This is a genomic window from Pacificoceanicola niger, from assembly GCF_048553275.1.
Taxonomy (GTDB): Bacteria; Pseudomonadota; Alphaproteobacteria; order Rhodobacterales; family Rhodobacteraceae; genus Pacificoceanicola.
This window is the reverse complement of record NZ_JBLZMW010000001.1, coordinates 296,849-315,029: the sequence shown is the minus strand read 5'-3', so window position 1 is coordinate 315,029 and position 18,181 is coordinate 296,849. Positions and strand designations below refer to the sequence as shown.

Annotated in this window: 19 protein-coding genes; 6 read left to right on the top strand and 13 right to left on the bottom strand. The window is 63.2% G+C overall.

Features of this window, described 5'->3' with window-relative positions; translation table 11 throughout:
• Window positions 1-35: 35 nt before the first annotated feature.
• Entirely contained in the window at window positions 36-1,592 is a 1,557-nt protein-coding gene (murJ, locus tag ACN2XU_RS01520) for a murein biosynthesis integral membrane protein MurJ (RefSeq protein ID WP_419408615.1), read from the top strand.
• 6 nt (window positions 1,593-1,598) lie between these two features.
• Complete coding sequence (locus ACN2XU_RS01515; protein ID WP_419408614.1) at window positions 1,599-3,086, top strand: phospholipase D family protein; 1,488 nt, start codon at window positions 1,599-1,601, stop codon at window positions 3,084-3,086.
• Window positions 3,087-3,089: 3 nt separating this feature from the next.
• On the opposite strand, the gene ACN2XU_RS01510 is transcribed toward ACN2XU_RS01515, so the two are convergent.
• The gene (locus ACN2XU_RS01510; protein WP_419408613.1) at window positions 3,090-3,806 is read right to left on the bottom strand and encodes a rhomboid family intramembrane serine protease; all 717 of its coding nucleotides are present in this window, start codon (window positions 3,804-3,806) and stop codon (window positions 3,090-3,092) included.
• Between the two features lie 42 nt (window positions 3,807-3,848).
• On the opposite strand from ACN2XU_RS01510, the gene trpS reads away from it, so the two are divergent.
• Entirely contained in the window at window positions 3,849-4,877 is a 1,029-nt protein-coding gene (gene trpS, locus ACN2XU_RS01505) for a tryptophan--tRNA ligase (RefSeq protein ID WP_419408612.1), read from the top strand.
• Between the two features lie 78 nt (window positions 4,878-4,955).
• Here trpS and ACN2XU_RS01500 read toward each other — a convergent pair whose 3' ends face one another.
• The 4 genes from ACN2XU_RS01500 to ruvC form a co-directional block, all read right to left on the bottom strand.
• Window positions 4,956-5,594: a hypothetical protein gene (locus ACN2XU_RS01500; RefSeq protein WP_419408611.1), complete on the bottom strand. Its 639-nt coding sequence runs from the start codon at window positions 5,592-5,594 to the stop codon at window positions 4,956-4,958.
• Window positions 5,595-5,715: 121 nt separating this feature from the next.
• Entirely contained in the window at window positions 5,716-6,744 is a 1,029-nt protein-coding gene (gene ruvB, locus ACN2XU_RS01495; RefSeq protein WP_419408610.1) for a Holliday junction branch migration DNA helicase RuvB, read from the bottom strand.
• Between the two features lie 3 nt (window positions 6,745-6,747).
• Window positions 6,748-7,422, bottom strand: coding sequence for a Holliday junction branch migration protein RuvA (gene ruvA / locus ACN2XU_RS01490; protein ID WP_419408609.1), 675 nt, complete (start codon window positions 7,420-7,422; stop codon window positions 6,748-6,750).
• Window positions 7,419-7,907 carry a crossover junction endodeoxyribonuclease RuvC gene (gene ruvC, locus ACN2XU_RS01485; RefSeq protein WP_419408608.1) on the bottom strand — a complete coding sequence of 163 codons (489 nt, stop codon included), beginning with the start codon at window positions 7,905-7,907 and terminating at the stop codon, window positions 7,419-7,421. Before ruvC ends, ruvA begins: the two co-directional genes overlap by 4 nt.
• A gap of 321 nt (window positions 7,908-8,228) precedes the next feature.
• Between ruvC and ACN2XU_RS01480 the strand changes: the two genes are divergently transcribed.
• Entirely contained in the window at window positions 8,229-8,435 is a 207-nt protein-coding gene (locus ACN2XU_RS01480; RefSeq protein ID WP_419408607.1) for a DUF1127 domain-containing protein, read from the top strand.
• 133 nt (window positions 8,436-8,568) lie between these two features.
• Here ACN2XU_RS01480 and ACN2XU_RS01475 read toward each other — a convergent pair whose 3' ends face one another.
• The 4 genes from ACN2XU_RS01475 to ACN2XU_RS01460 all read right to left on the bottom strand — a co-directional run bounded on the left by ACN2XU_RS01475 (window position 8,569) and on the right by ACN2XU_RS01460 (window position 11,677).
• A complete protein-coding gene (locus ACN2XU_RS01475; protein ID WP_419408606.1) occupies window positions 8,569-8,916 on the bottom strand; it encodes a hypothetical protein in 348 nt (115 codons plus the stop codon).
• Window positions 8,917-9,023: 107 nt separating this feature from the next.
• Window positions 9,024-9,899: a 50S ribosomal protein L11 methyltransferase gene (locus tag ACN2XU_RS01470; protein ID WP_419408605.1), complete on the bottom strand. Its 876-nt coding sequence runs from the start codon at window positions 9,897-9,899 to the stop codon at window positions 9,024-9,026.
• Between the two features lie 60 nt (window positions 9,900-9,959).
• Complete coding sequence (locus ACN2XU_RS01465; RefSeq protein ID WP_419408604.1) at window positions 9,960-11,189, bottom strand: MFS transporter; 1,230 nt, start codon at window positions 11,187-11,189, stop codon at window positions 9,960-9,962.
• Window positions 11,190-11,254: 65 nt separating this feature from the next.
• Entirely contained in the window at window positions 11,255-11,677 is a 423-nt protein-coding gene (locus ACN2XU_RS01460; protein ID WP_419408603.1) for a cupin domain-containing protein, read from the bottom strand.
• A 210-nt stretch (window positions 11,678-11,887) separates the two neighbouring features.
• On the opposite strand from ACN2XU_RS01460, the gene ACN2XU_RS01455 reads away from it, so the two are divergent.
• The gene (locus tag ACN2XU_RS01455) at window positions 11,888-12,949 is read left to right on the top strand and encodes a YeeE/YedE family protein (RefSeq protein WP_419408602.1); all 1,062 of its coding nucleotides are present in this window, start codon (window positions 11,888-11,890) and stop codon (window positions 12,947-12,949) included.
• A gap of 462 nt (window positions 12,950-13,411) precedes the next feature.
• Here ACN2XU_RS01455 and ACN2XU_RS01450 read toward each other — a convergent pair whose 3' ends face one another.
• Window positions 13,412-14,173: an ABC transporter permease gene (locus ACN2XU_RS01450; RefSeq protein ID WP_419408601.1), complete on the bottom strand. Its 762-nt coding sequence runs from the start codon at window positions 14,171-14,173 to the stop codon at window positions 13,412-13,414.
• Complete coding sequence (locus tag ACN2XU_RS01445) at window positions 14,170-15,111, bottom strand: ABC transporter ATP-binding protein (protein WP_419408600.1); 942 nt, start codon at window positions 15,109-15,111, stop codon at window positions 14,170-14,172. The genes ACN2XU_RS01450 and ACN2XU_RS01445 overlap by 4 nt, the downstream gene beginning before the upstream one ends.
• Before the next feature lie 316 nt (window positions 15,112-15,427).
• Between ACN2XU_RS01445 and ACN2XU_RS01440 the strand changes: the two genes are divergently transcribed.
• Complete coding sequence (locus ACN2XU_RS01440; protein WP_419408599.1) at window positions 15,428-16,282, top strand: DUF2189 domain-containing protein; 855 nt, start codon at window positions 15,428-15,430, stop codon at window positions 16,280-16,282.
• A 53-nt stretch (window positions 16,283-16,335) separates the two neighbouring features.
• On the opposite strand, the gene ACN2XU_RS01435 is transcribed toward ACN2XU_RS01440, so the two are convergent.
• Window positions 16,336-17,319, bottom strand: coding sequence for an NAD(P)H-quinone oxidoreductase (locus ACN2XU_RS01435; protein WP_419408598.1), 984 nt, complete (start codon window positions 17,317-17,319; stop codon window positions 16,336-16,338).
• Window positions 17,320-17,395: 76 nt separating this feature from the next.
• Window positions 17,396-18,076, bottom strand: coding sequence for a COQ9 family protein (locus tag ACN2XU_RS01430; RefSeq protein ID WP_419408597.1), 681 nt, complete (start codon window positions 18,074-18,076; stop codon window positions 17,396-17,398).
• Between the last annotated feature and the right edge of the window lie 105 nt (window positions 18,077-18,181).

The window sequence follows — 18,181 nt, the reverse complement described above, 5'->3', positions numbered from 1 at the left end:
GCTAAACCAGCGCACAAACAACAATCCGGGCAGTCATGAAACCTATCCGCCTCATTTCCGGCGTTCTCACCGTCGGCTTCTGGACATTGATGAGCCGTGTCCTTGGGGTCGTGCGTGAAATCATGATCCTTGCCTTCATTGGCCCCGGCCCGGTCATGGACGCCTTTGTCGCGGCCTTCCGCCTGCCCAACATGTTCCGCCGGTTCTTTGCCGAAGGGGCGTTCAACGCGGCCTTCGTGCCGATGTTCTCCAAGAAATACGAAGGCGAGGAAGATCCCATGATCTTCGCCCGCGACGCGCTCAGCGGGTTGGCCTTTGTTCTGCTGATCCTGACCGCGCTGGCGCTGATCTTCATGCCGGCCCTCGTGTATGCCACGGCGGGCGGATTTGCCGGGGATGCGCGGTTTGACCTGACCGTCGGCTACGGGCGCATCGTCTTTCCCTATATCCTGTTGATTTCGCTGGCGGCCCTGTTCTCCGGCGCGCTCAATGCCACCGGTCATTTTGCCGCTGCTGCCGCCGCGCCGCTGCTCTTGAACGTGTTTGTCATCGGCTTCATGGTTTTCGGCGCCTACGCCGGCGGCGAGGCGGTTTTCTGGCTCATCTGGGCCATTCCCTTCGCGGGTGTGGCGCAACTGCTCGTGGTTTGGGTCGCGGCGGACCGGGCGGGCATTCGGGTCCGTCCCGGGCGACCACGCCTGACTCCGGACATGCGCCGGCTTGTCCGCACGGCCATTCCCGCAGCGCTGGCCGGGGGGGTGATGCAGATAAACCTGCTTGTCGGGCAATTCGTGGCCTCGGGTTTCGAGAAGGCCGTGGGCTGGCTCTATGCTGCAGACCGGTTGTATCAGCTGCCGCTGGGCGTTGTGGGCATCGCCGTCACTGTCGTGCTTCTGCCCGACCTGTCGCGCAAGCTTAAGGCAAAGGATGACGAAGGCGGGCGCGCGGCGTTGTCTCGGTCGGGGGAATTGTCCCTTGCCCTGACCATCCCTGCCTCCGTCGCGCTGATAGTGATCCCTGTGCCACTGGTTTCGGTTCTGTTTCAGCGCGGAGCCACCGGCAGCGCCGACAGCGCCGCCATTGCGCTGGCCGTCGCGATCTACGGCCTCGGGCTGCCCGCCTTTGTCCTGCAAAAAGTGTTCCAACCGCTGTTTTTCGCCCGCGAAGACACGCGGACGCCGTTTAACTACGCTGTCGTTTCAATGATCCTCAACGCCGGTATCGCCATCGGCCTTGCCCCCGTTATCGGCTGGATCGCCCCGGCCATCGCAACCACTGTCGCAGGCTGGAGCATGGCGGTGCAATTGTTCCTCGGCTCGCGCAAAATGGGGGATGTCGCGCGCTTCGATGCGCGCTTCTATCGCCGGGTCTGGCGAATCTGCCTGGCCTCGGCGGTGATGGGAGCCGTCCTTTGGGCCTCCCAGATGGCACTCTCCTCACTCCTTTTGGAACCTTGGGTGCGGGGACTTGCGTTGAGCTTGCTGATCGCCATTGGAATTCTGTCCTATGGCGTGGCGGGACACCTACTCGGTGCGTTCCGCATGTCTGAAATCCGTGGGCTTCTGCGCCGACGCAAGAATAATGGAAACTGACCTGATATGAGCCCCACAGCGCTGATCACCGCCGCCGAAGGTTTTCCGGCGCTCGAACGGCTCGTGGCGGGGGCAGAACGGGAGTTGATGCTGTCGTTCCGCATTCTCGACCCGGACACCCGCCTGCGCGCCCCGGAACTGCGCGAGCGCGGCCTTCGCACTTGGGGCGACCTGATTGCATGGACCTCACGCCGCGGGGTGAAGATCCGCATGCTGCTGGCGGATTTCGACCCGCTGTTCACGTCCGAGCTGCACCGCAAGGCCTGGGCTGCATCGTCAGGATTTGCCGATGTGGTCCACGGCGACGCTCAGATTCTCTGCGCCCCGCACGGACAGCGCGCCGGATCGTTTTGGCGGGTTCTCATGCGTGGACGCATCAACCGCGCGCTGCAACAGCTGCGCGATGAGGACAGCACCCGGCACACCCCGATCCAGCGCGCGATCCTCAAGGCCGGACCAATCCTGCGCCCGGCGACGATTCATCAGAAGTTCGCCATCGCCGATGACAGCCATTGCATCATTGGTGGGTTGGACGTGAACGAACGGCGCTATGACGACGCCGAGCACGATCAAGCGCCGGAAGAGACATGGCACGATATTTCCGTCGAACTCACCGACACGGACTTCGCCGGCGCCCTGCAAGGGCATTTCTCCGAATGCTGGAATGCCGCGATCGACTGCGGCGCGGCATCTCTGGCGGCCCCTGCAGAGCGGTATGACACCGCCACACGGCCGCAGAGCCGCTCCAACTTGAAGCTGATCCGCACATTCTCTGCCCCGTGTCCGGGCGCCGCGCGCCTTGCCCCGCGTCCGTTGGCCACCGACCATGAAATGGTGTTGACCAAATTCTTCGCCTCGGCACGGGATCATATCTACATCGAAACCCAGTTCCTGCGGCACGCGCCGCTGGTCGACGCAATGATCGCCGCCTCCAAGACCGCACAAGACCTGCAGCTGGTGGTTGTCATTCCGGCCGCCCCGGACCGGGTCCTGTTCGACGGCGATCACGGCTGGGACGCCCGTCACGCGCATGGGCTGCAAATCAAAGCCATCGACCGTCTGAAGGCCGCCTTTGGCGATCGCGCCGTGTTCCTCTCGCCGGCGCAGCCGAAAACCGCGCAGGACGACGGACCGAAATTGGCCGGCGCCGGGCCGATCTACGTTCATTCCAAGGTGACGATTATCGACGGCGAACGGACGATCATCGGCTCTGCCAATCTCAACGGACGTTCGTTGCGTTGGGACAGCGAGGCCTCGGTGATGATTCAAGACAAGGCCTTTGCCGCCGGGTTGCTCTCGCGGCTGGGGACCTATTGGATGGAACCGGGGGCCGAAGACAAGCCATTGGCGCGCGCCGAGACATGGCGGGCCTCGGCAGAAAAAGCGGCGCAAAGCCCCCCCGAAAAGCGCGAAGGCTACCTTCTGCCCTTCCCGCTGGAAGCCGGACGGGCGTTCGGCCGCACGGTTCCGCTCCTGCCCGACGACATGTTCTGAGGATTACGGGCGGCGAATACGCTCCAGCAGGCGCCGGAAGCCGCCGGGGATCAACAGGGCCGAAAGTGCAAAACCGGTAAAAAATCCGGCGAGATCGGCCACCCACAGATTGCTCGCGCCAAACAGCAGGCCAAACAACAGCTGCAACCCCATCAGCACGCCGATCATCGAAAAGGCCCGGACCTGATTGGCGCCGGCCTGACCGAGCTTGAGCCAGAGCAGATAGGTAAATCCGCCGATCAGCGCATAATCCCCCGGGAATGCCCCCACAAGCGGCATCGGATCGTTCAGGATCAGCGCATAGGAAAGCGCCCCGCCAATGCTGCCGACAAAGAACAAGGCCAGCATACGCCACGCGCCCATGGCTTCGGCCACGATCTTGCCCATCGCCAGCAGAATCACGGCGGCAAAGAGCGCCTGCGTGAAATTCCAGTGCAAAAACGGATAAGAAACAAACCGGATCAGATGCTCCGCCGGCCATGTTCCGGTTTCCCGCATCCATTCAAAGACCCGGTCGGAGAAAGCGAAGCGCTCCACCCAGTCCGCCCGCCATCCCACGGCCGCCGGTCCGCTCAGCAATCCGCGCGCGCCCATGGTAAAGGCCAGCTCGATCCCCACGATGACGAGCGCCAGAGCCGCCACCACGGGCGGCAAAGGGTTTACCGGGCTTTCATTGTGCGGGTGGTTCATGGCTGGTTCCTTGACGCGATCACGGCCCATGGGTAAGCCCTCCCAAGCAAAACTTCCAGACGGAGAAGCACCATGTCGGAGGGTCAGACCTCATCTGCCTTCACCAAACGCGTTTTCTCGGGCATCCAGCCGTCGGGCGGGCTGACCCTGGGGAACTATCTCGGTGCCATGAAGCGGTTCGCCGGGATGCAGGGACAAGGCTTTCAGACCATCTATTGCATGGTCGACCTGCACGCGATCACCGTCTGGCAAGATCCGGAAAACCTGCGCCGCGCCACGCGTGAGCTGTGCGCCGGCTACATCGCTTCGGGGATAGACCCCGAGGATTCGATCCTGTTCAACCAAAGCCAGGTGCCAGAGCATACGCAGCTTGCGTGGATCTTCAATTGCGTCGCCCGCATGGGCTGGATGCAGCGCATGACCCAGTGGAAAGACAAGGCGGGCAAGAACCAGCAGAATGCCTCGCTCGGCCTGTTTGCCTATCCCGCGCTCATGGCCGCCGACATCCTGATCTACCACGCAACGCATGTGCCCGTCGGGGAGGATCAGAAGCAGCACGTCGAGCTGACCCGCGACATTGCAATCAAGTTCAACCATGACTTTGGCGTCGATTTCTTCCCGGTGACCGAGCCGGTGATCGAAGGGGCGGCGACCCGTGTCATGTCCCTGCGTGATGGCTCAAAGAAAATGTCCAAATCCGACCCGTCGGATATGGCCCGGATCAACATGACCGATGACGCGGACGCCATTGCGAGCAAGATCCGCAAGGCCCGCACCGATCCGGACGCCCTGCCCTCCGAGGCCAAGGGGCTGGACGAGCGGCCCGAGGCGCGCAACCTCGTCAATATCTACGCGGCCCTCGCGGACATGAGCGTGGACGATGTGCTGCGCGACGTAGGCGGCAAGCAGTTCTCCGAGTTCAAGCCGATGCTCTCGGACCTAGCAGTCGAGAAGCTATCGCCCATCTCGACGGAAATGGCCCGGCTGATGGAAGCGCCCGACGAGATCGACGCGATCCTCGCCCGTGGCTCCGCACGTGCCCGCGCCATCGCGGAGCCGATCCTCAAACGAACCTACGAAATCGTCGGCATGGTTCACTGAACAAGACAAAGGGGCGCTGACGCGGCGCCCCTTTTTATTGCTGACACGACCGCCAATTGCAGCCGGGTCATCCGCCGCTCAGGATCGCGACACGACCCGTGCAAACAAGCGATAGGCAAAGGACGCCTCGCTGGCCGCAACCGGCAAGCTCGCGTCATAGGCCGCACGGATCACCTCGGCGATTTCCGGGCGCAGGATGACCTGACCGCCGTTCAGCCGACCGAGCGGCGCGTTGTCGCGGAATGCGCGGTCGGACCACAGCAGAATTGTCTGCACCACTTGCCCCAGCGCCAGCGTCTCCGCCTCCATCGCCAAAAGCGCATCATCCATGCGCAGGAACACGAAGGCCGCCTTGATGGAGCCATCGGGATCGAAGCGGAAGTGCCTGTATTGATTGGCGTCCTCCGCCTTTAGCCGATCCACCGTCTGCGCCAGCCCGTCAATCATCCGGCCCAGATCCGGCAGCTCCAGCAGCTCGCCCCAGTCGCGAAAGAAGAAGACCATGCAGTTGGCGCCCAGCTCCGGGTCCGTCTCCGCCATCTTGTGTCCGGACAGCACACAGACCGCTTCGAAGGCGCCTTTGACCACCTCCAGCGTCTTGTCCTCGACGCCAAAGACGATGGGCACGATGGGCCGCCCCCAGCGCGCAAAGACAAACCGACCGTCGCTGCGGGTGAACAGCGCTTCGATCTGCTCGGGTGTCAGGCTCTCGGACATGGCACGGCCCCCTGATTTTGCTCGTTCAAACATACGCCTTGCAGGGCCCGCGGATTGGACCCGTTCCGGCAATCGCGCCGCTTATGCCGCTGGCGGCCCGCCTTGGCCAGCCTCGCCCGCGCTATTTTTCGAACAGATCCGATTGTCCGGGCGCACGCGGGGCTGCCATCCCGAGATGAGTCCAGGCCTTTTGCGCAAGCATTCGTCCGCGCGGCGTGCGCTGGATCAGCCCCTGTTGCAGCAGGTAGGGTTCCACCACCTCTTCAAGCGCATCGCGGCTCTCGGAGAGTGCCGCAGAAAGTGTTTCTATCCCGACCGGCCCCCCGGCGTAATTCTCGGCAATCAGCTTGAGATACCGTCGGTCCGCCCCATCAAGGCCGAGACTGTCCACGCCCAATCGCGTCAGCGCGCCATCAGCGAGGTCCTGTGTCACCACGCCGCCGCCCTCGACAACCGCAAAATCCACCACCCGGCGCAGCAGCCGTCCGGCAATGCGCGGGGTGCCCCGCGAGCGGCGAGCGATCTCCAGCGCACCATCCCCCTGCACCGTCACGCCCAGCTTTCGCGCATTGCCCGAAACAATGATCTCCAGCTCGTCGATGGTATAGAAGTTCAGACGTGTCGGAATCCCGAACCGGTCGCGCAGCGGTGTCGTCAGCAGGCCAAGCCGGGTCGTGGCCCCGACCAGCGTGAAAGGCTGCAATTCGATCCGCACGGTCCGCGCCGCCGGTCCTTCGCCGATCACAAGGTCCAGTTCGAAGTCCTCCATCGCCGGATAGAGCACCTCCTCGACTGCCGGGTTCAGACGGTGGATCTCGTCAATGAACAGCACGTCATTGCGTTCCAGATTGGTCAGGATCGCCGCCAGATCCCCCGCCTTGGCCAGCACCGGACCGGAGGTCATGCGAAACCCGACCCCCAGCTCGCGCGACATGATCTGCGCCAACGTCGTCTTGCCGAGGCCCGGCGGGCCGTGGAACAGCGTGTGGTCCATCGCCTCGCCGCGCGTTTTCGCGGACTGGATGAAAATCCGCAGGTTCGACCGCGCCTCCGCCTGCCCGACGAAATCCTCCAGCATTTGCGGGCGCAGCGCGCGGTCAAAGTCCTCGGGCTGGGCCTCGGGGCGCAGGGTCGGGTCCGGCTCGCTCATCGGTTATCCCTTGGGTGCCAGAAGCTTGAGCGCCGCGCGGATCAGATCCGCCGTGTCGGCATCCGGTGCCTCGCCCGCTGCTTGCGCCACGGCGCCAGCCGCCTCTCCTGGTGCATAGCCAAGGTTGCTCAGCGCCGAGAGCGCTTCGGCCTGCGCGGAGGCGTTTGCCTTGGGCGGCGCCTTCGCCACGGGCTTCGGAGCGGCTAACGCAACCGTTTCAATGACTTCTTCGTCAAACGACGGCACGCTTTGCCCCGCTGCCCCCATGGCCATGACCGTGGGCGCCTTGTCCTTGAGTTCGTTTACCACGCGCTGCGCCGTTTTCGGACCGATGCCCTTGGCCGCCTTCACCGCGTTCCAATCGCCCAGAGCGATGGCCCGGCTCACGCCATCCGGACCTAATGTGCCGAGGATTGCGAGCGATGCTTTCGCGCCGACACCCTGCACACTCATCAGCAGGCGATGCCATTCCTTTTCCACGAGCGTCGGAAAGCCGAAGAGCTGCAACAGATCCTCGCGCACCAGAAGGTCGGTCCAGAGCGCCACCGCCTCGCCGACCCCCGGCAGGCTCGCCATGGTCCGGTCAGAGCAATGCACCACATAGCCGACCCCGCGCACGTCGATCAGCACGCTGTCCAGCCCCTTGTATTCGATCCGTCCCGCGATCCGTCCGATCATGCCCGTACCTTCAGTTTCTGCGCCCCGTGATAATGCCCGTGGCAAAGCGCAATCGCCAGAGCGTCCGCCGAGTCCGCGCTGTCGAGCGTCACGGAGGGCAGTTGCAATTTGACCATGTACTGGATCTGCGTCTTGTCCGCATGTCCCGCGCCCACCACGGTCTTCTTGACCTTGTTCGGAGCGTATTCGCCAATCTCCAGGCCGAACTGCGCCGGGACCAGAAGGGCGATCGCCCGCGCCTGCCCCAGCTTCAGCGTCGCGACCGCGTCCTTGTTGACAAAGGTCTGTTCAACGGCGGCGGTGTCGGGCTGAAAGCGGTGAAATACCTCGGTCAGCGCCTCATGCAGGGTCAGCAGGCGCGGCCCGAGTTCACCGGCGGAGGAGTGAATCGTGCCATTCGCCACGTGACGGAATCGCCCGCGCTCGCCCTCGATCACCCCCCATCCGAGGTTTCGAAGCCCCGGATCGATTCCAATTATCCGCATACTGCCCGCCATTGTTGCTTTGCCGCCACGGGTAGCACGAAAGGCGAACACGGGCCAAGGAAAAAGCCGGGTTCGCCGTTTGCGACACGACTGGTACAAAGGCGACACGATCGGCCCGGTTACGCCCCTTTGGTGTCTGGAACCGACATCCGGAGCCGTCCGTTTTTCCCTTTATTTACGGTGCGTTAACCACTTCACGCGCTATGCGATTTTGGCAATGCAGCATTGCGTTTTGGTCACTTGCCGAAAGTTTTCATTCTGCCTATTTGGCGAGCAGAAGCAAAGTCCAACGCGCACTCTCCAACCTCCCGGAGCCCCAAGATGTCCACCTATGACGTAAACCGCCATTATGCCACCGCCCACGCAGCCAACCGTCTGGGCCATTTTGTTGTCAACACCCTGTCGATGCTGGCGGCCTGGAACGATGCGCGCCTGACGCGCAAGAGCCTGTCCAGCCTGAGCGATCGCGAACTCGACGATATCGGCCTGACCCGCAGCGACATTGACGCCGTTGCACGCAAGTACTGATCGTTCGATCACACCCACGGAACAGAGCAAGGCCGCGATCCCGGATGGGACCGCGGCCTTTTTCATGTGTGAGCGCTGAGAGAAAACTGGTTACTGGATCAGGAGAGTGATCGGATCGGATGAGGCGATCGCCCTACATCAGGTAGGGCGACAAGATCGGAGCGAGTCGGTCGGTCACAGGATCGATGCGCATCAGCCACGCCCCGGCCTGCTCCACGACACTGCCGGTGCTCAAGCTCTGAATATGGGAGAGGTATTTCTGCTCGCCGAGACCCGCCAGCAGAAAGATCTTGAACGCCATGAAGGCAAGAACGATCAGGAACAGCAGTCTGATGGCAAACCCGCCGGACTTGCTATCCGGTTTCTGGACGATCAGACCACTCTCACGGTCGAGCTTGTTCACATAGCCTTGGGCCATGCGCTTGTGCTTGCGGCGCAGCGCCTTTTGGCGCTTTTCAAAGTTTTGGAGCGTGCTATCCATGGCAGCCTCGACGTGTCCGGCCCCCACCGGATATCTGCCTTAATTACCCCTGAAAAAAGGCAAAACTTGGGCAGACGCCGCGACTTTTCCCTAACTCCGACCTGAAATCACTTTGATTTCTGCAAGGTTAACGTCACCCAGTCACCAATCACGTCGCGCCTTAGTTGATTGATGCCATGGCGTGCATAAACCTCGACCACCTCATCGGCCTGCCGCGTCAAGATTCCCGACAGAATCGCGAAGCCGTCCGGCACCAGATTTGCCGCCATATCCGGCGCAAGGTCGATCAGCGGCTGTTTCAGGATGTTGGCGAAGATCAAGTCAAAGGGAGCGGCGTCTTTCAGCGCGTTATTGCCAAAGCCCGCCGCCTCGACACAGGTGACCTTTCCGCGGAGATTATTCGCCGTCACGTTGGCTTCGGCGACCTCGACCGCGACTTCGTCGATATCGGAGGCCATCACCGGGTTCGGCCAGATGCTCGCCGCGCCCATGGCCAGAACCGCCGTCCCGCAGCCGATATCGGCCACGGACTGCCCGACAAACCCCTGCCCGGCCAGACGGTCCAGCGCCTCAAGGCAGCCCTGCGTCGTGCCGTGATGGCCGGTGCCAAAGGCCATGGCCGCCTCGATCAACAGCGGCACGCTGCCGTCCGGCACCTTGTCAGCGTCGTGGCTGCCGTAAACAAAGAAGCGCCCCGCCTCGACCGGCGTCAGCTCACGGCGGACCTTGTCGACCCAATCGGTGTCGGGCACCTTGGAGACCACGAACGGTGCCGCACCGTAAGCCGCCGACAAAATCGCCAGCTCAACGTCGTTCGGCTCTTCAAGAAAATACCCGCCGACTTCCCAGGTTTCCGAGCCATCCTCGATCTCGAACACGCCGACGCCGGTGGGCTCCGGGTCCAGATCCTCCAACGCCTCGCCGAGCGCTTCGGCCTGATCTTTGTTCGGAAGTTTGGTAAAGGCGGTGTAGGTGGTCGGCATATCGGCATCCTTCGGTCTGTTGACCGATCCGATAGCGCGTTTCAGGCGGCTGGGAAATGCTTATTCCGCAGGAGCCGGGGCCAGTGCGGAAAACCGCGTCTCATTGCCCGGCTCCGGGTGGCGCGGGATCATCAGGGCCAGAACCAGGCTGACAGAGGCCATCGCGGCCGCAAGGCCAAAGACCGCACCGGGCGAGACCAGCCAAAGGTAGCCAAGCAGCGCTGGAAGGAACACCGCCGCGATGTGGTTGATCGTAAAGGCCACGGCGGCGGTGGGGGCGATGTCACCGGGATCGGCGATCTTCTGGAAGTAGGTCTTCAACGCCAGCGCGAGGGCAAAGAACATATGGTCGATCACGTAGAGCGTCGCGGCCAGCACCACGCCCCAGCCGAACCAGTAGACCCCGCCATACAGCAGGAACACGGTCACGAGGCCGACATACTCGAACACCAGCGCGTTACGCTCGCCAAAGCGGGCCACGACCTTCCCGAACACCGGCGCGATGGCCATGTTGGCAACGAGGTTGATCAGGTACAGGCCGGTGACGTGATGCACCTCGAACCCGAAACGCTCGACCATCATGAACCCTGCAAAGACAACAAAGATCTGGCGGCGGGCCCCGGCCATGAACTGCAGCGCATAGTAAAGCCAGTATCGCCGGCGCAGGATGAACTTCTTGACCTGCGGGTTCGGGCTCTCGAACTGCGGGAAGGCAAACGCGCAATACGCAACGATCACAAGCGTTGCGCCACCCGAGGCCAGATAGACAAAGTTATAAGACAGATCAAAGGCTTGCCATGTCATCACGATCAAAACGTAGGCCACGAGCGTCGCTGCCGACCCCGCCGCCAGAAGCCAGCCGAGCATCTGCGGCGCGCGATCCTTGGGCAGCCACTGCAGCTGAAGGCTCTGGTTGACCGTCTCGTAGTAGTGAAACCCGATCGAGGACAGCAGAGTGATGATCATCAAGCCGCCCACCGTCGGGAACCACGCGGTCACAACGGTGGCCACGCCCAGAAGCGCAAGCGACAACAGACCCAGAACCTGCTCCCGCATGATCATGATCACAAGGATCACGCCAATGGCGAGAAAGCCGGGGATCTCACGGACCGTATGAAGCCAGCCGATATCGGAACCATCGAACTGTGCAACCTCGATGACGAAATTGTTCAGCAGCGCCGACCACGTGGCAAAGCTGAGCGGCATGGCCACGGCCATAAGAAAGAGCAGCGTGATCGGACGGCGCCAGATCGGCAGGGAGCGGGCTTCGTGCAGCGGTACGGTTTTCATGGGTTTGCCATTACGCCCATTCACGGGGCTTGGCGAGCCTTTCTGTTCCGGCCCCGCTTCCGCAGTCAGTCGGGGCTGAAGCGATAGTCTACTTCGGAAAAGGCCCCGCGCGGGAAAACATAAAGGAATTTAAGCCCTTCGCCGTTGGCCACCGTGTGATGCTCCGCCTCTGACGGTATGTAGAGCGCGGTGTGCGGGGTCAAATCGTGGGCGATTCCGTCGATGGTCACGGTGCCCGACCCGGACAGGCCGAAGTATATTTCCGAAGGCGAGTGACGGTGGGCCTTGAGCGTGCCGTAGGGGCCGAATTCCGCGACGCCCAACACCATGTCATTGGTGCCGTTGCGCTCCGCGTCGAAAAGCGTGCGCCAGCGAACCGTGCCGAACGCCGGATCCTCGCCGCCTTCAAGCGGGGCGTGGTCGGCATTGGCAACGACAGGCAGCGCCCCAAGGGTATGGGCCAGGGTCTGCGCGAGCATCAAGTCCATGGCGTGGCTCCTCCGCACGAATTGCAATCCTATCGGCAAGGATGGGCTTAAAGGCCTTGTTTTTCTGGCTGAATTGCGACTCTGCCGGCTTCGTTTTCAGAGCGCTCAATTGCGACACATCGGTCGCGGATCGGCTTGATGATCTGGATCAAGGCACACGCATTCCGAACGACGCATGTATGTGCAACCCGTCGGGAGAAGGAGCGCGGCATGGACATTATCCCTCTGATCGAGCGCATTGGCGAAGCGCCGACGGCGGCGCTTTTTGGTCTGATCGCGGGTGTGACCTTTGGCGTCGCGGCACAGCGCTCGCGTTTCTGCCTGCGCGCCGCGACGGTGGAGTTCGCGCGTGGCATGATGCAGGACAAGGTCGCCGTCTGGCTGCTGACGTTCTCGACTGCAGTGGTCTGGGTTCAGGCGGCGCAACTCTTTGGAATTATTGACGTAACCGAGGCGCGCATGATGGCTGTTCCGGGCAGTTGGTCGGGCGCGATCATCGGCGGGCTGCTGTTCGGCGCGGGCATGGTGCTGGCGCGGGGTTGCTCTGGACGACTGTTGGTGCTGGCGGCCACTGGCAACCTGCGCAGCGTGGTGTCCGGGCTGATCTTTGCGGTGGTGGCGCAGATGTCGTTGACGGGGTGGCTGGCGCCGGTGCGGGACTGGATCGCGGGGCAATGGATCACGAGCGGGGGGCGGAATATGAATTTGCTGACCACAGTGCATCTTCCGGAGCAGGGCGGGCTCGTGATTGGACTCGTTATCGCATTGATTGCATTGGAACTTTCGCGCCGAAACAATATCGGTTGGTCGCGGTTGGTGTTTGCCTCCGGGGTCGGATTTGCCGTGGCGCTTGGCTGGGCTTTGACAACGGCGCTGGCGCATGTGGCCTTCGATCCGGTGCAGATCGAGAGCCTGACCTTTACCGGCCCGTCGGCCAATACATTGATGTTCGTCCTCGACCGCGGGTCCGTTCTGGAGTTCGATATCGGCCTGGTGCCAGGGGTGGTGATCGGCTCCTTCCTGGCCGCGCTGATCAACAAAGAGCTTAAATTTCAAGGATTTGAAGGACCGACCCCGATGCGCAACGCGATGATCGGCGCTGCGCTGATGGGCTTTGGCGGAATGCTTGCCGGGGGCTGCGCGATTGGCGCGGGGGTCACCGGGGGCAGCATTTTCGCGGGCACGGCCTGGCTGGCGCTGTTCTGCATGTGGGTCGGGGGCATGAGCATGGATTGGATGCTTGGCGGGCGCGGCCACCCGGCCACGGTGTAAGCGGTAACGCTGCGCGCGCCGCGTTAATCCACCCGGGAATCGCCGCGACGAGGGTCCAGCGTGTGAGTCCGGGCGGGCAAACAGTACAAAATTCTCCGAGTTTGGTACAAAATGCCAAACCGCATCAGGAGCGCAAAAACGCCTCAGCCCCCGGTTTGGTACGATTCGCGGCGAGTTTGGTACGAATTGCCGATCGCCCCCGGATTTTCCCGCGTCGCGGTCCGAAAACCGGCTCACAGTCGCGTGATGGCGCGAAAATCTTGTCGAACAAAATTTGGTTTGAGCCTTTGCCCCCCAGCTGCGGCGCGCCCAAAGGTCTTTGCGGACCAAAGACGCGCAGGGGGCATGTCAGCCCGCGGCGGGGATGTGAACCGCCAGGCGCAGACGGAGGGGTTATGGCGTCCCTGTCGGGACGCCATGGAGACGCGCTGGCAGCCTCGCGGCGGCGGGGCGGGAGCGCGCTTAGGTGCGGATGCGCCAGCCGGTCTTGAAGATCCACCAGACCACGGCGAGGCAGAGGCCGGTGAAGGCGGCGATGGCCAGTAGCGACAGGCCGATGGGCACGTCGGCAGTGCCGAAGAACGCCCAGCGGAAGCCGGAGATCAGGTAGACCACCGGATTGAACAGGGTGATCGTCTGCCACACCGGGGGCAGCATGGAGATCGAGTAGAATGAGCCACCGAGGAAGATCAACGGAGTGATGATCAGCAGCGGCACCAGTTGCAACTGTTCGAAATTGCCGGCCCAGATGCCGATGATGAAGCCCAGCAACGAGAAGCTGATGCAGGTGAGGATCAGGAAGGCGATCATGGCGAAGGGGTGCATGATCGTCAGATCGACGAAGAGCGCGGCGGTGCCGAGGATCACGATCCCGATAAACAGCGCCTTGGTCGCGGCGGCACCGACATAGCCGATGACGATTTCGAGAAAGTTTATCGGGGCGGAGAGCAGTTCGTAGATCGTGCCGATGAACTTCGGGAAGTAGATGCCGAAGGAGGCGTTGGAGATCGACTGCGTGATGACGCTGAGCATGATCAGGCCCGGCACGATGAACGAGCCGTAGGAGACGCCTTCGACCTGGTCGATGCGCGAGCCGATCGCGGCGCCGAAAACCACGAAGTAGAGCGAGGTGGAGATCACCGGCGAGATGAAGCTCTGCGCGAGGGTGCGGAAAAAGCGGGCCATTTCATTGCGGTAAATGGCCGAGATGGCTCCGAAATTCATGCGGCGCTCTCCTGTTTCTGTTGGTCGGTGACGAGGCCGACGAAGATGTCTTCGAGCGAGTTCTGCGCGGTCGAGACGTCGCGGACAACCAGGCCGCCTTCGGAGAGCGCGGCCATGAGACGGGCGATGCCGGTGCGCTCGGCGGCGGTGTCATAGGCGTAGATCAGGGATTTGCCGTCTTCGCCGAGGGTCAGGTTGAACTCCGGAAGGTTGGCGGGAATCTCTGTGATCGGCGCGTCCAGCTCGACGGTGAGGTGCTTTTTGCCCATGCGCGCCATCAGGCTCGCCTTCTCCTCGACCAGAAGGATCTGGCCGTTGTTGATGACGCCAACGCGGTCGGCGATGGCCTCGGCCTCTTCGATGTAATGGGTGGTGAGGATGATGGTCACACCGTCCCGGCGCAGCTCTTCGACGATTTCCCACATGTCGCGGCGCAGTTCGACGTCGACCCCGGCGGTGGGCTCATCGAGAAAGAGCACGCGCGGCTCGTGGCTGAGCGCCTTGGCGATCAGCACGCGGCGTTTCATACCGCCGGAGAGGGCCATCACCTTGGAGTCGCGCTTGTCCCAGAGCGAGAGCTTGCGCAGGATCTGCTCGATCAGGGCGTCGTTGCGCGGCAGGCCGAAGAGACCGCGCGAGAAGGCGACCGTCGTGGCGACCTTTTCAAACGGTTCGAGATTGATTTCCTGCGGGACAAGGCCGATCAGCTTGCGCGCGGCCCGGTAGTCGGTGACGACATCATGCCCGCCCACCGCAATCGTGCCGGATGTTGGCTGCGTGATGCCGCAAATCGCTGATATCAGGGTGGTTTTCCCGGCGCCATTGGGACCGAGCAGCGCGAGGATCTCGCCCTCGCGGATTTGCAGGTCAACCCCGCGCAGCGCTTCGAAGCCGCCGTCGTACACTTTCCGCGCGTCGCGGATGTCCACCATAGTCATGGGGTGCCCTCCTGTTTGTGCCGAAGAGATAGACGCATCTGTGGACTTAGGAAATGTGCATAAATGCACAAGGCGCAAGCAGGTGATCTTTGCAAGGTTTGTTCCCGCGCGGGGCAAGGCCCGTCGGCGCGGGACCGAATTCCGCATTCTATGCCCGGAAGACGTCCGGTTCCACCGGTATCGCACAACCGTGAGGCGACATGCGCCGCGGCGCATGTTAGAATTCACCGCAGTACGCCATCACAAGGCCCGGTTGGGCTGGCGTCTGATCCGGGCTGATTGGCGCTGAAACGCAACGCCGATACGGAGAAACCTCATGCCCGACACCATCGGAAATCCGCTGTCCTGGAGCGCCCGTGCGCTGGGGCTTGCCGGCCGTCACGTCACGCAAAGCGCAGAGCGGCTCGGCAGCGACGACACCCATGTTCCGCGTGTTCAAACCCTGAGCATGGACGATCTTGGCCGTGCGCTTGGCAAGGGCTGGGAGGATTTTCTCGCCTGCCGCAGCGATGTGGTGTTCCTTGTTCTGCTGTATCCGGTGATGGGTCTGGTCCTCATGGGGCTCGGGTTTCAAATGGCGATGATCCCGCTGCTTTTTCCGCTGATCATGGGGTTTGCCCTGGTCGGGCCGGTGGCAACGGTCGGCGTCTATGAGCTCAGCCGCCGCCGCGAAGCGGGGGAGGAAACCCATTGGTACACGGCGCTCAAGGTGGTCGAGCGGCCCTCCTTTGGCGCGATCTTCATCTTTGGCGTTTATCTTGCGGCACTGCTGGTGGTCTGGATGCTGACGGCGGCCGAGATTTATGGCGCGACGATGGGACCCGCGGCACCGGAGAGCCTCGGGGCGTTCTTCGGCGCGGTGCTGGGCAGCCAGGCAGGATGGATGCTGATCGTGGTCGGCTGCGGCCTTGGCGCGCTCTTTGCGCTGGTCACGCTGGCGGTTTCCGTGGTGACGGTGCCGATGTTGCTCGACCGCGCGCCTGGCCTGCCGGTGGCCGTGATGACCTCGGTCGCAGTGCTGCGCAAGAACCCGGTCGTGATCCTGAGCTGGGGCGCTTTGGTGGCAGCTCTGCTGATCCTGGCAGCGATCCCGATGCTGCTCGGGCTGGTGATCGCGCTGCCGGTGCTCGGTCACGCCACGTGGCACCTGTATCGCCGCGCGGTGCTCTGAGGGCCTGGCCGACCGGGGCGTAGGGCGGGGCTGTGCCCCGCCGCCCGGTTTGGTCAGGCGATCTTCAGAACGATTTTCCCGATATGGCCGGAGCTTTCCATGCGCGCATGGGCAGCGGCGGCCTCTCCCATCGCGAACTCCGAATCCATCACCGGGGCGACGGTTCCCGCATCCAGCAGCGGCCAGACCTTGCTGCGCAGCTCTTCCGCGATGCGCGCCTTGGCGAGATCGCTTTGCGGGCGCAGGGTGCTGCCGGTGATGGTCAGGCGGCGGGTCATGAGCTGCGCAAAGTTCAGTTCGATCTTCGGCCCGGTGAGGAAGGCGATCTGCACCAGCCGCCCGTCGTCGGCCAGCGCCCTGACGTTGCGGGGCAGGTAGGAACCGCCGACCATGTCGAGGATCAGGTCCGCACCGCGCTCGGCCTGCAGCACCTCGACGAAATCCTCTTCGCGGTAGTTGATGGCGCGCTCCGCGCCCAGTTCGGTGCAGGCCGCGCACTTGTCGTCCGACCCGGCGGTAATGAAGACCCGCGCGCCGAAAGCCCTGGCCAGCTGGATCGCCGTGGTGCCGATGCCCGACGAGCCGCCGTGCACCAAAAAGCGCTCACCAGCCTTCAGCCCACCACGCATGAAGACGTTTGACCAGACGGTGAAAAAGGTCTCCGGCAGGCAGGCCGCCTGTCTGAGATCCATCCCCTGCGGCACCGGCAGGCAGTGCGCGGCGGGTGTGGCGACAAATTCGGCATAGCCGCCCCCGGGCAGAAGCGCACAGACCTGATCGCCGACAGACAGGCTGTCGACCCCCGCGCCAAGGGCGACGACCTCCCCTGCCCCTTCCAGCCCCGGCAGGTCGGAGGCTGTCGGCGGCGGGGCGTAAAGGCCCGCGCGTTGCAGGGCGTCGGGGCGGTTGACCCCGGCATAGGCGAGCTTGATCACCACCTGCCCGGCGGCGGGCTGCGGGATGGGGCGCGTGCAGGGCTGCAGGACCTCCGGCCCTCCGGCCCTGGTGATTTCGATGGCGCGCATGGTGTCGGTCATGGGGATCTCCTCGCGGGATTTTTCCGCAAGGTGCCGGATGCGGGCGCGATGGGCAAGGTGCGTCGGCGTGGCCGGATCAGCGCCGCGTGGACGCGCCGCCGGGGATGTCTTGCCCCCGCTGCGGTGCCCGAATGCGCTCGGCCAGCTTGGCCGGTCCGGCAAAGAGCTTGGACAGCACCGGGTTGCCTTGCACCTGTGCCTTGGTCTTTTCAAAGCGCATCACATCTTCGATCCGGCGGTCAAGAAAACCCCATGTCGCCTGGTACTCCGGCGAATCGTCGCCGAGCCAGTAGAGCACAGTCGAGGAATAGACGCCGGAAAGCGTGGCGCGCTTGGTGTACCAGTTGATGTCGCGGGATGTGTCGCCAAGCGCCGTCCAGATCGCATCGGCGGTGCCCCAGATCAGCTTGGCCCCGTCGGTGGCATGCATCGGCAGCGCCGAAAGGGTGGCGCCCCGGCGGACGATCTCCTTGTCTTCCACCGCTTCGATGCGGGCGCGCACGGCGAAGGCAACCTTGTCCCGGAAACGCATGTCCGACAGGTCGGTCTCAGCGATGCGGCGGACCATGATCGCGTCCCCCCGTTTATGATAAGCGACCGCGAGGTCGGCCGCGCCGCGTGGAAACAGGCTGCGGGCGACAACCGGGTCGGCATCCGCATCGGCAACGGCCGCGCGAAAGGTGGTTTCGGACCAGCCGTCGAAAGGCACGTGCATCAGGGCCGCATCGAGCAGGGTGTCTTGCAGGGTCTCGGGCATGGTGCGCTCCTGTGAATCGATTCGGTCAGACTAGCCGCGCACCGTGCGCGGCAAAAGCGGACAAATCGCCCGCCTTGGCCTTTGACATATAGGGCGAAGACGTCT

Bases quoted from the DNA above. Each gene is read 5' to 3' on its own strand.
- murJ (WP_419408615.1), top strand. From the start codon at position 36: ATGAAACCTATCCGCCTCATTTCCGGCGTTCTCACCGTCGGCTTCTGG.
- ACN2XU_RS01515 (WP_419408614.1), top strand. From the start codon at position 1,599: ATGAGCCCCACAGCGCTGATCACCGCCGCCGAAGGTTTTCCGGCGCTC.
- ACN2XU_RS01510 (WP_419408613.1), bottom strand. From the start codon at position 3,806: ATGGGCCGTGATCGCGTCAAGGAACCAGCCATGAACCACCCGCACAAT.
- trpS (WP_419408612.1), top strand. From the start codon at position 3,849: ATGTCGGAGGGTCAGACCTCATCTGCCTTCACCAAACGCGTTTTCTCG.
- ACN2XU_RS01500 (WP_419408611.1), bottom strand. From the start codon at position 5,594: ATGTCCGAGAGCCTGACACCCGAGCAGATCGAAGCGCTGTTCACCCGC.
- ruvB (WP_419408610.1), bottom strand. From the start codon at position 6,744: ATGAGCGAGCCGGACCCGACCCTGCGCCCCGAGGCCCAGCCCGAGGAC.
- ruvA (WP_419408609.1), bottom strand. From the start codon at position 7,422: ATGATCGGACGGATCGCGGGACGGATCGAATACAAGGGGCTGGACAGC.
- ruvC (WP_419408608.1), bottom strand. From the start codon at position 7,907: ATGCGGATAATTGGAATCGATCCGGGGCTTCGAAACCTCGGATGGGGG.
- ACN2XU_RS01480 (WP_419408607.1), top strand. From the start codon at position 8,229: ATGTCCACCTATGACGTAAACCGCCATTATGCCACCGCCCACGCAGCC.
- ACN2XU_RS01475 (WP_419408606.1), bottom strand. From the start codon at position 8,916: ATGGATAGCACGCTCCAAAACTTTGAAAAGCGCCAAAAGGCGCTGCGC.
- ACN2XU_RS01470 (WP_419408605.1), bottom strand. From the start codon at position 9,899: ATGCCGACCACCTACACCGCCTTTACCAAACTTCCGAACAAAGATCAG.
- ACN2XU_RS01465 (WP_419408604.1), bottom strand. From the start codon at position 11,189: ATGAAAACCGTACCGCTGCACGAAGCCCGCTCCCTGCCGATCTGGCGC.
- ACN2XU_RS01460 (WP_419408603.1), bottom strand. From the start codon at position 11,677: ATGGACTTGATGCTCGCGCAGACCCTGGCCCATACCCTTGGGGCGCTG.
- ACN2XU_RS01455 (WP_419408602.1), top strand. From the start codon at position 11,888: ATGGACATTATCCCTCTGATCGAGCGCATTGGCGAAGCGCCGACGGCG.
- ACN2XU_RS01450 (WP_419408601.1), bottom strand. From the start codon at position 14,173: ATGAATTTCGGAGCCATCTCGGCCATTTACCGCAATGAAATGGCCCGC.
- ACN2XU_RS01445 (WP_419408600.1), bottom strand. From the start codon at position 15,111: ATGACTATGGTGGACATCCGCGACGCGCGGAAAGTGTACGACGGCGGC.
- ACN2XU_RS01440 (WP_419408599.1), top strand. From the start codon at position 15,428: ATGCCCGACACCATCGGAAATCCGCTGTCCTGGAGCGCCCGTGCGCTG.
- ACN2XU_RS01435 (WP_419408598.1), bottom strand. From the start codon at position 17,319: ATGACCGACACCATGCGCGCCATCGAAATCACCAGGGCCGGAGGGCCG.
- ACN2XU_RS01430 (WP_419408597.1), bottom strand. From the start codon at position 18,076: ATGCCCGAGACCCTGCAAGACACCCTGCTCGATGCGGCCCTGATGCAC.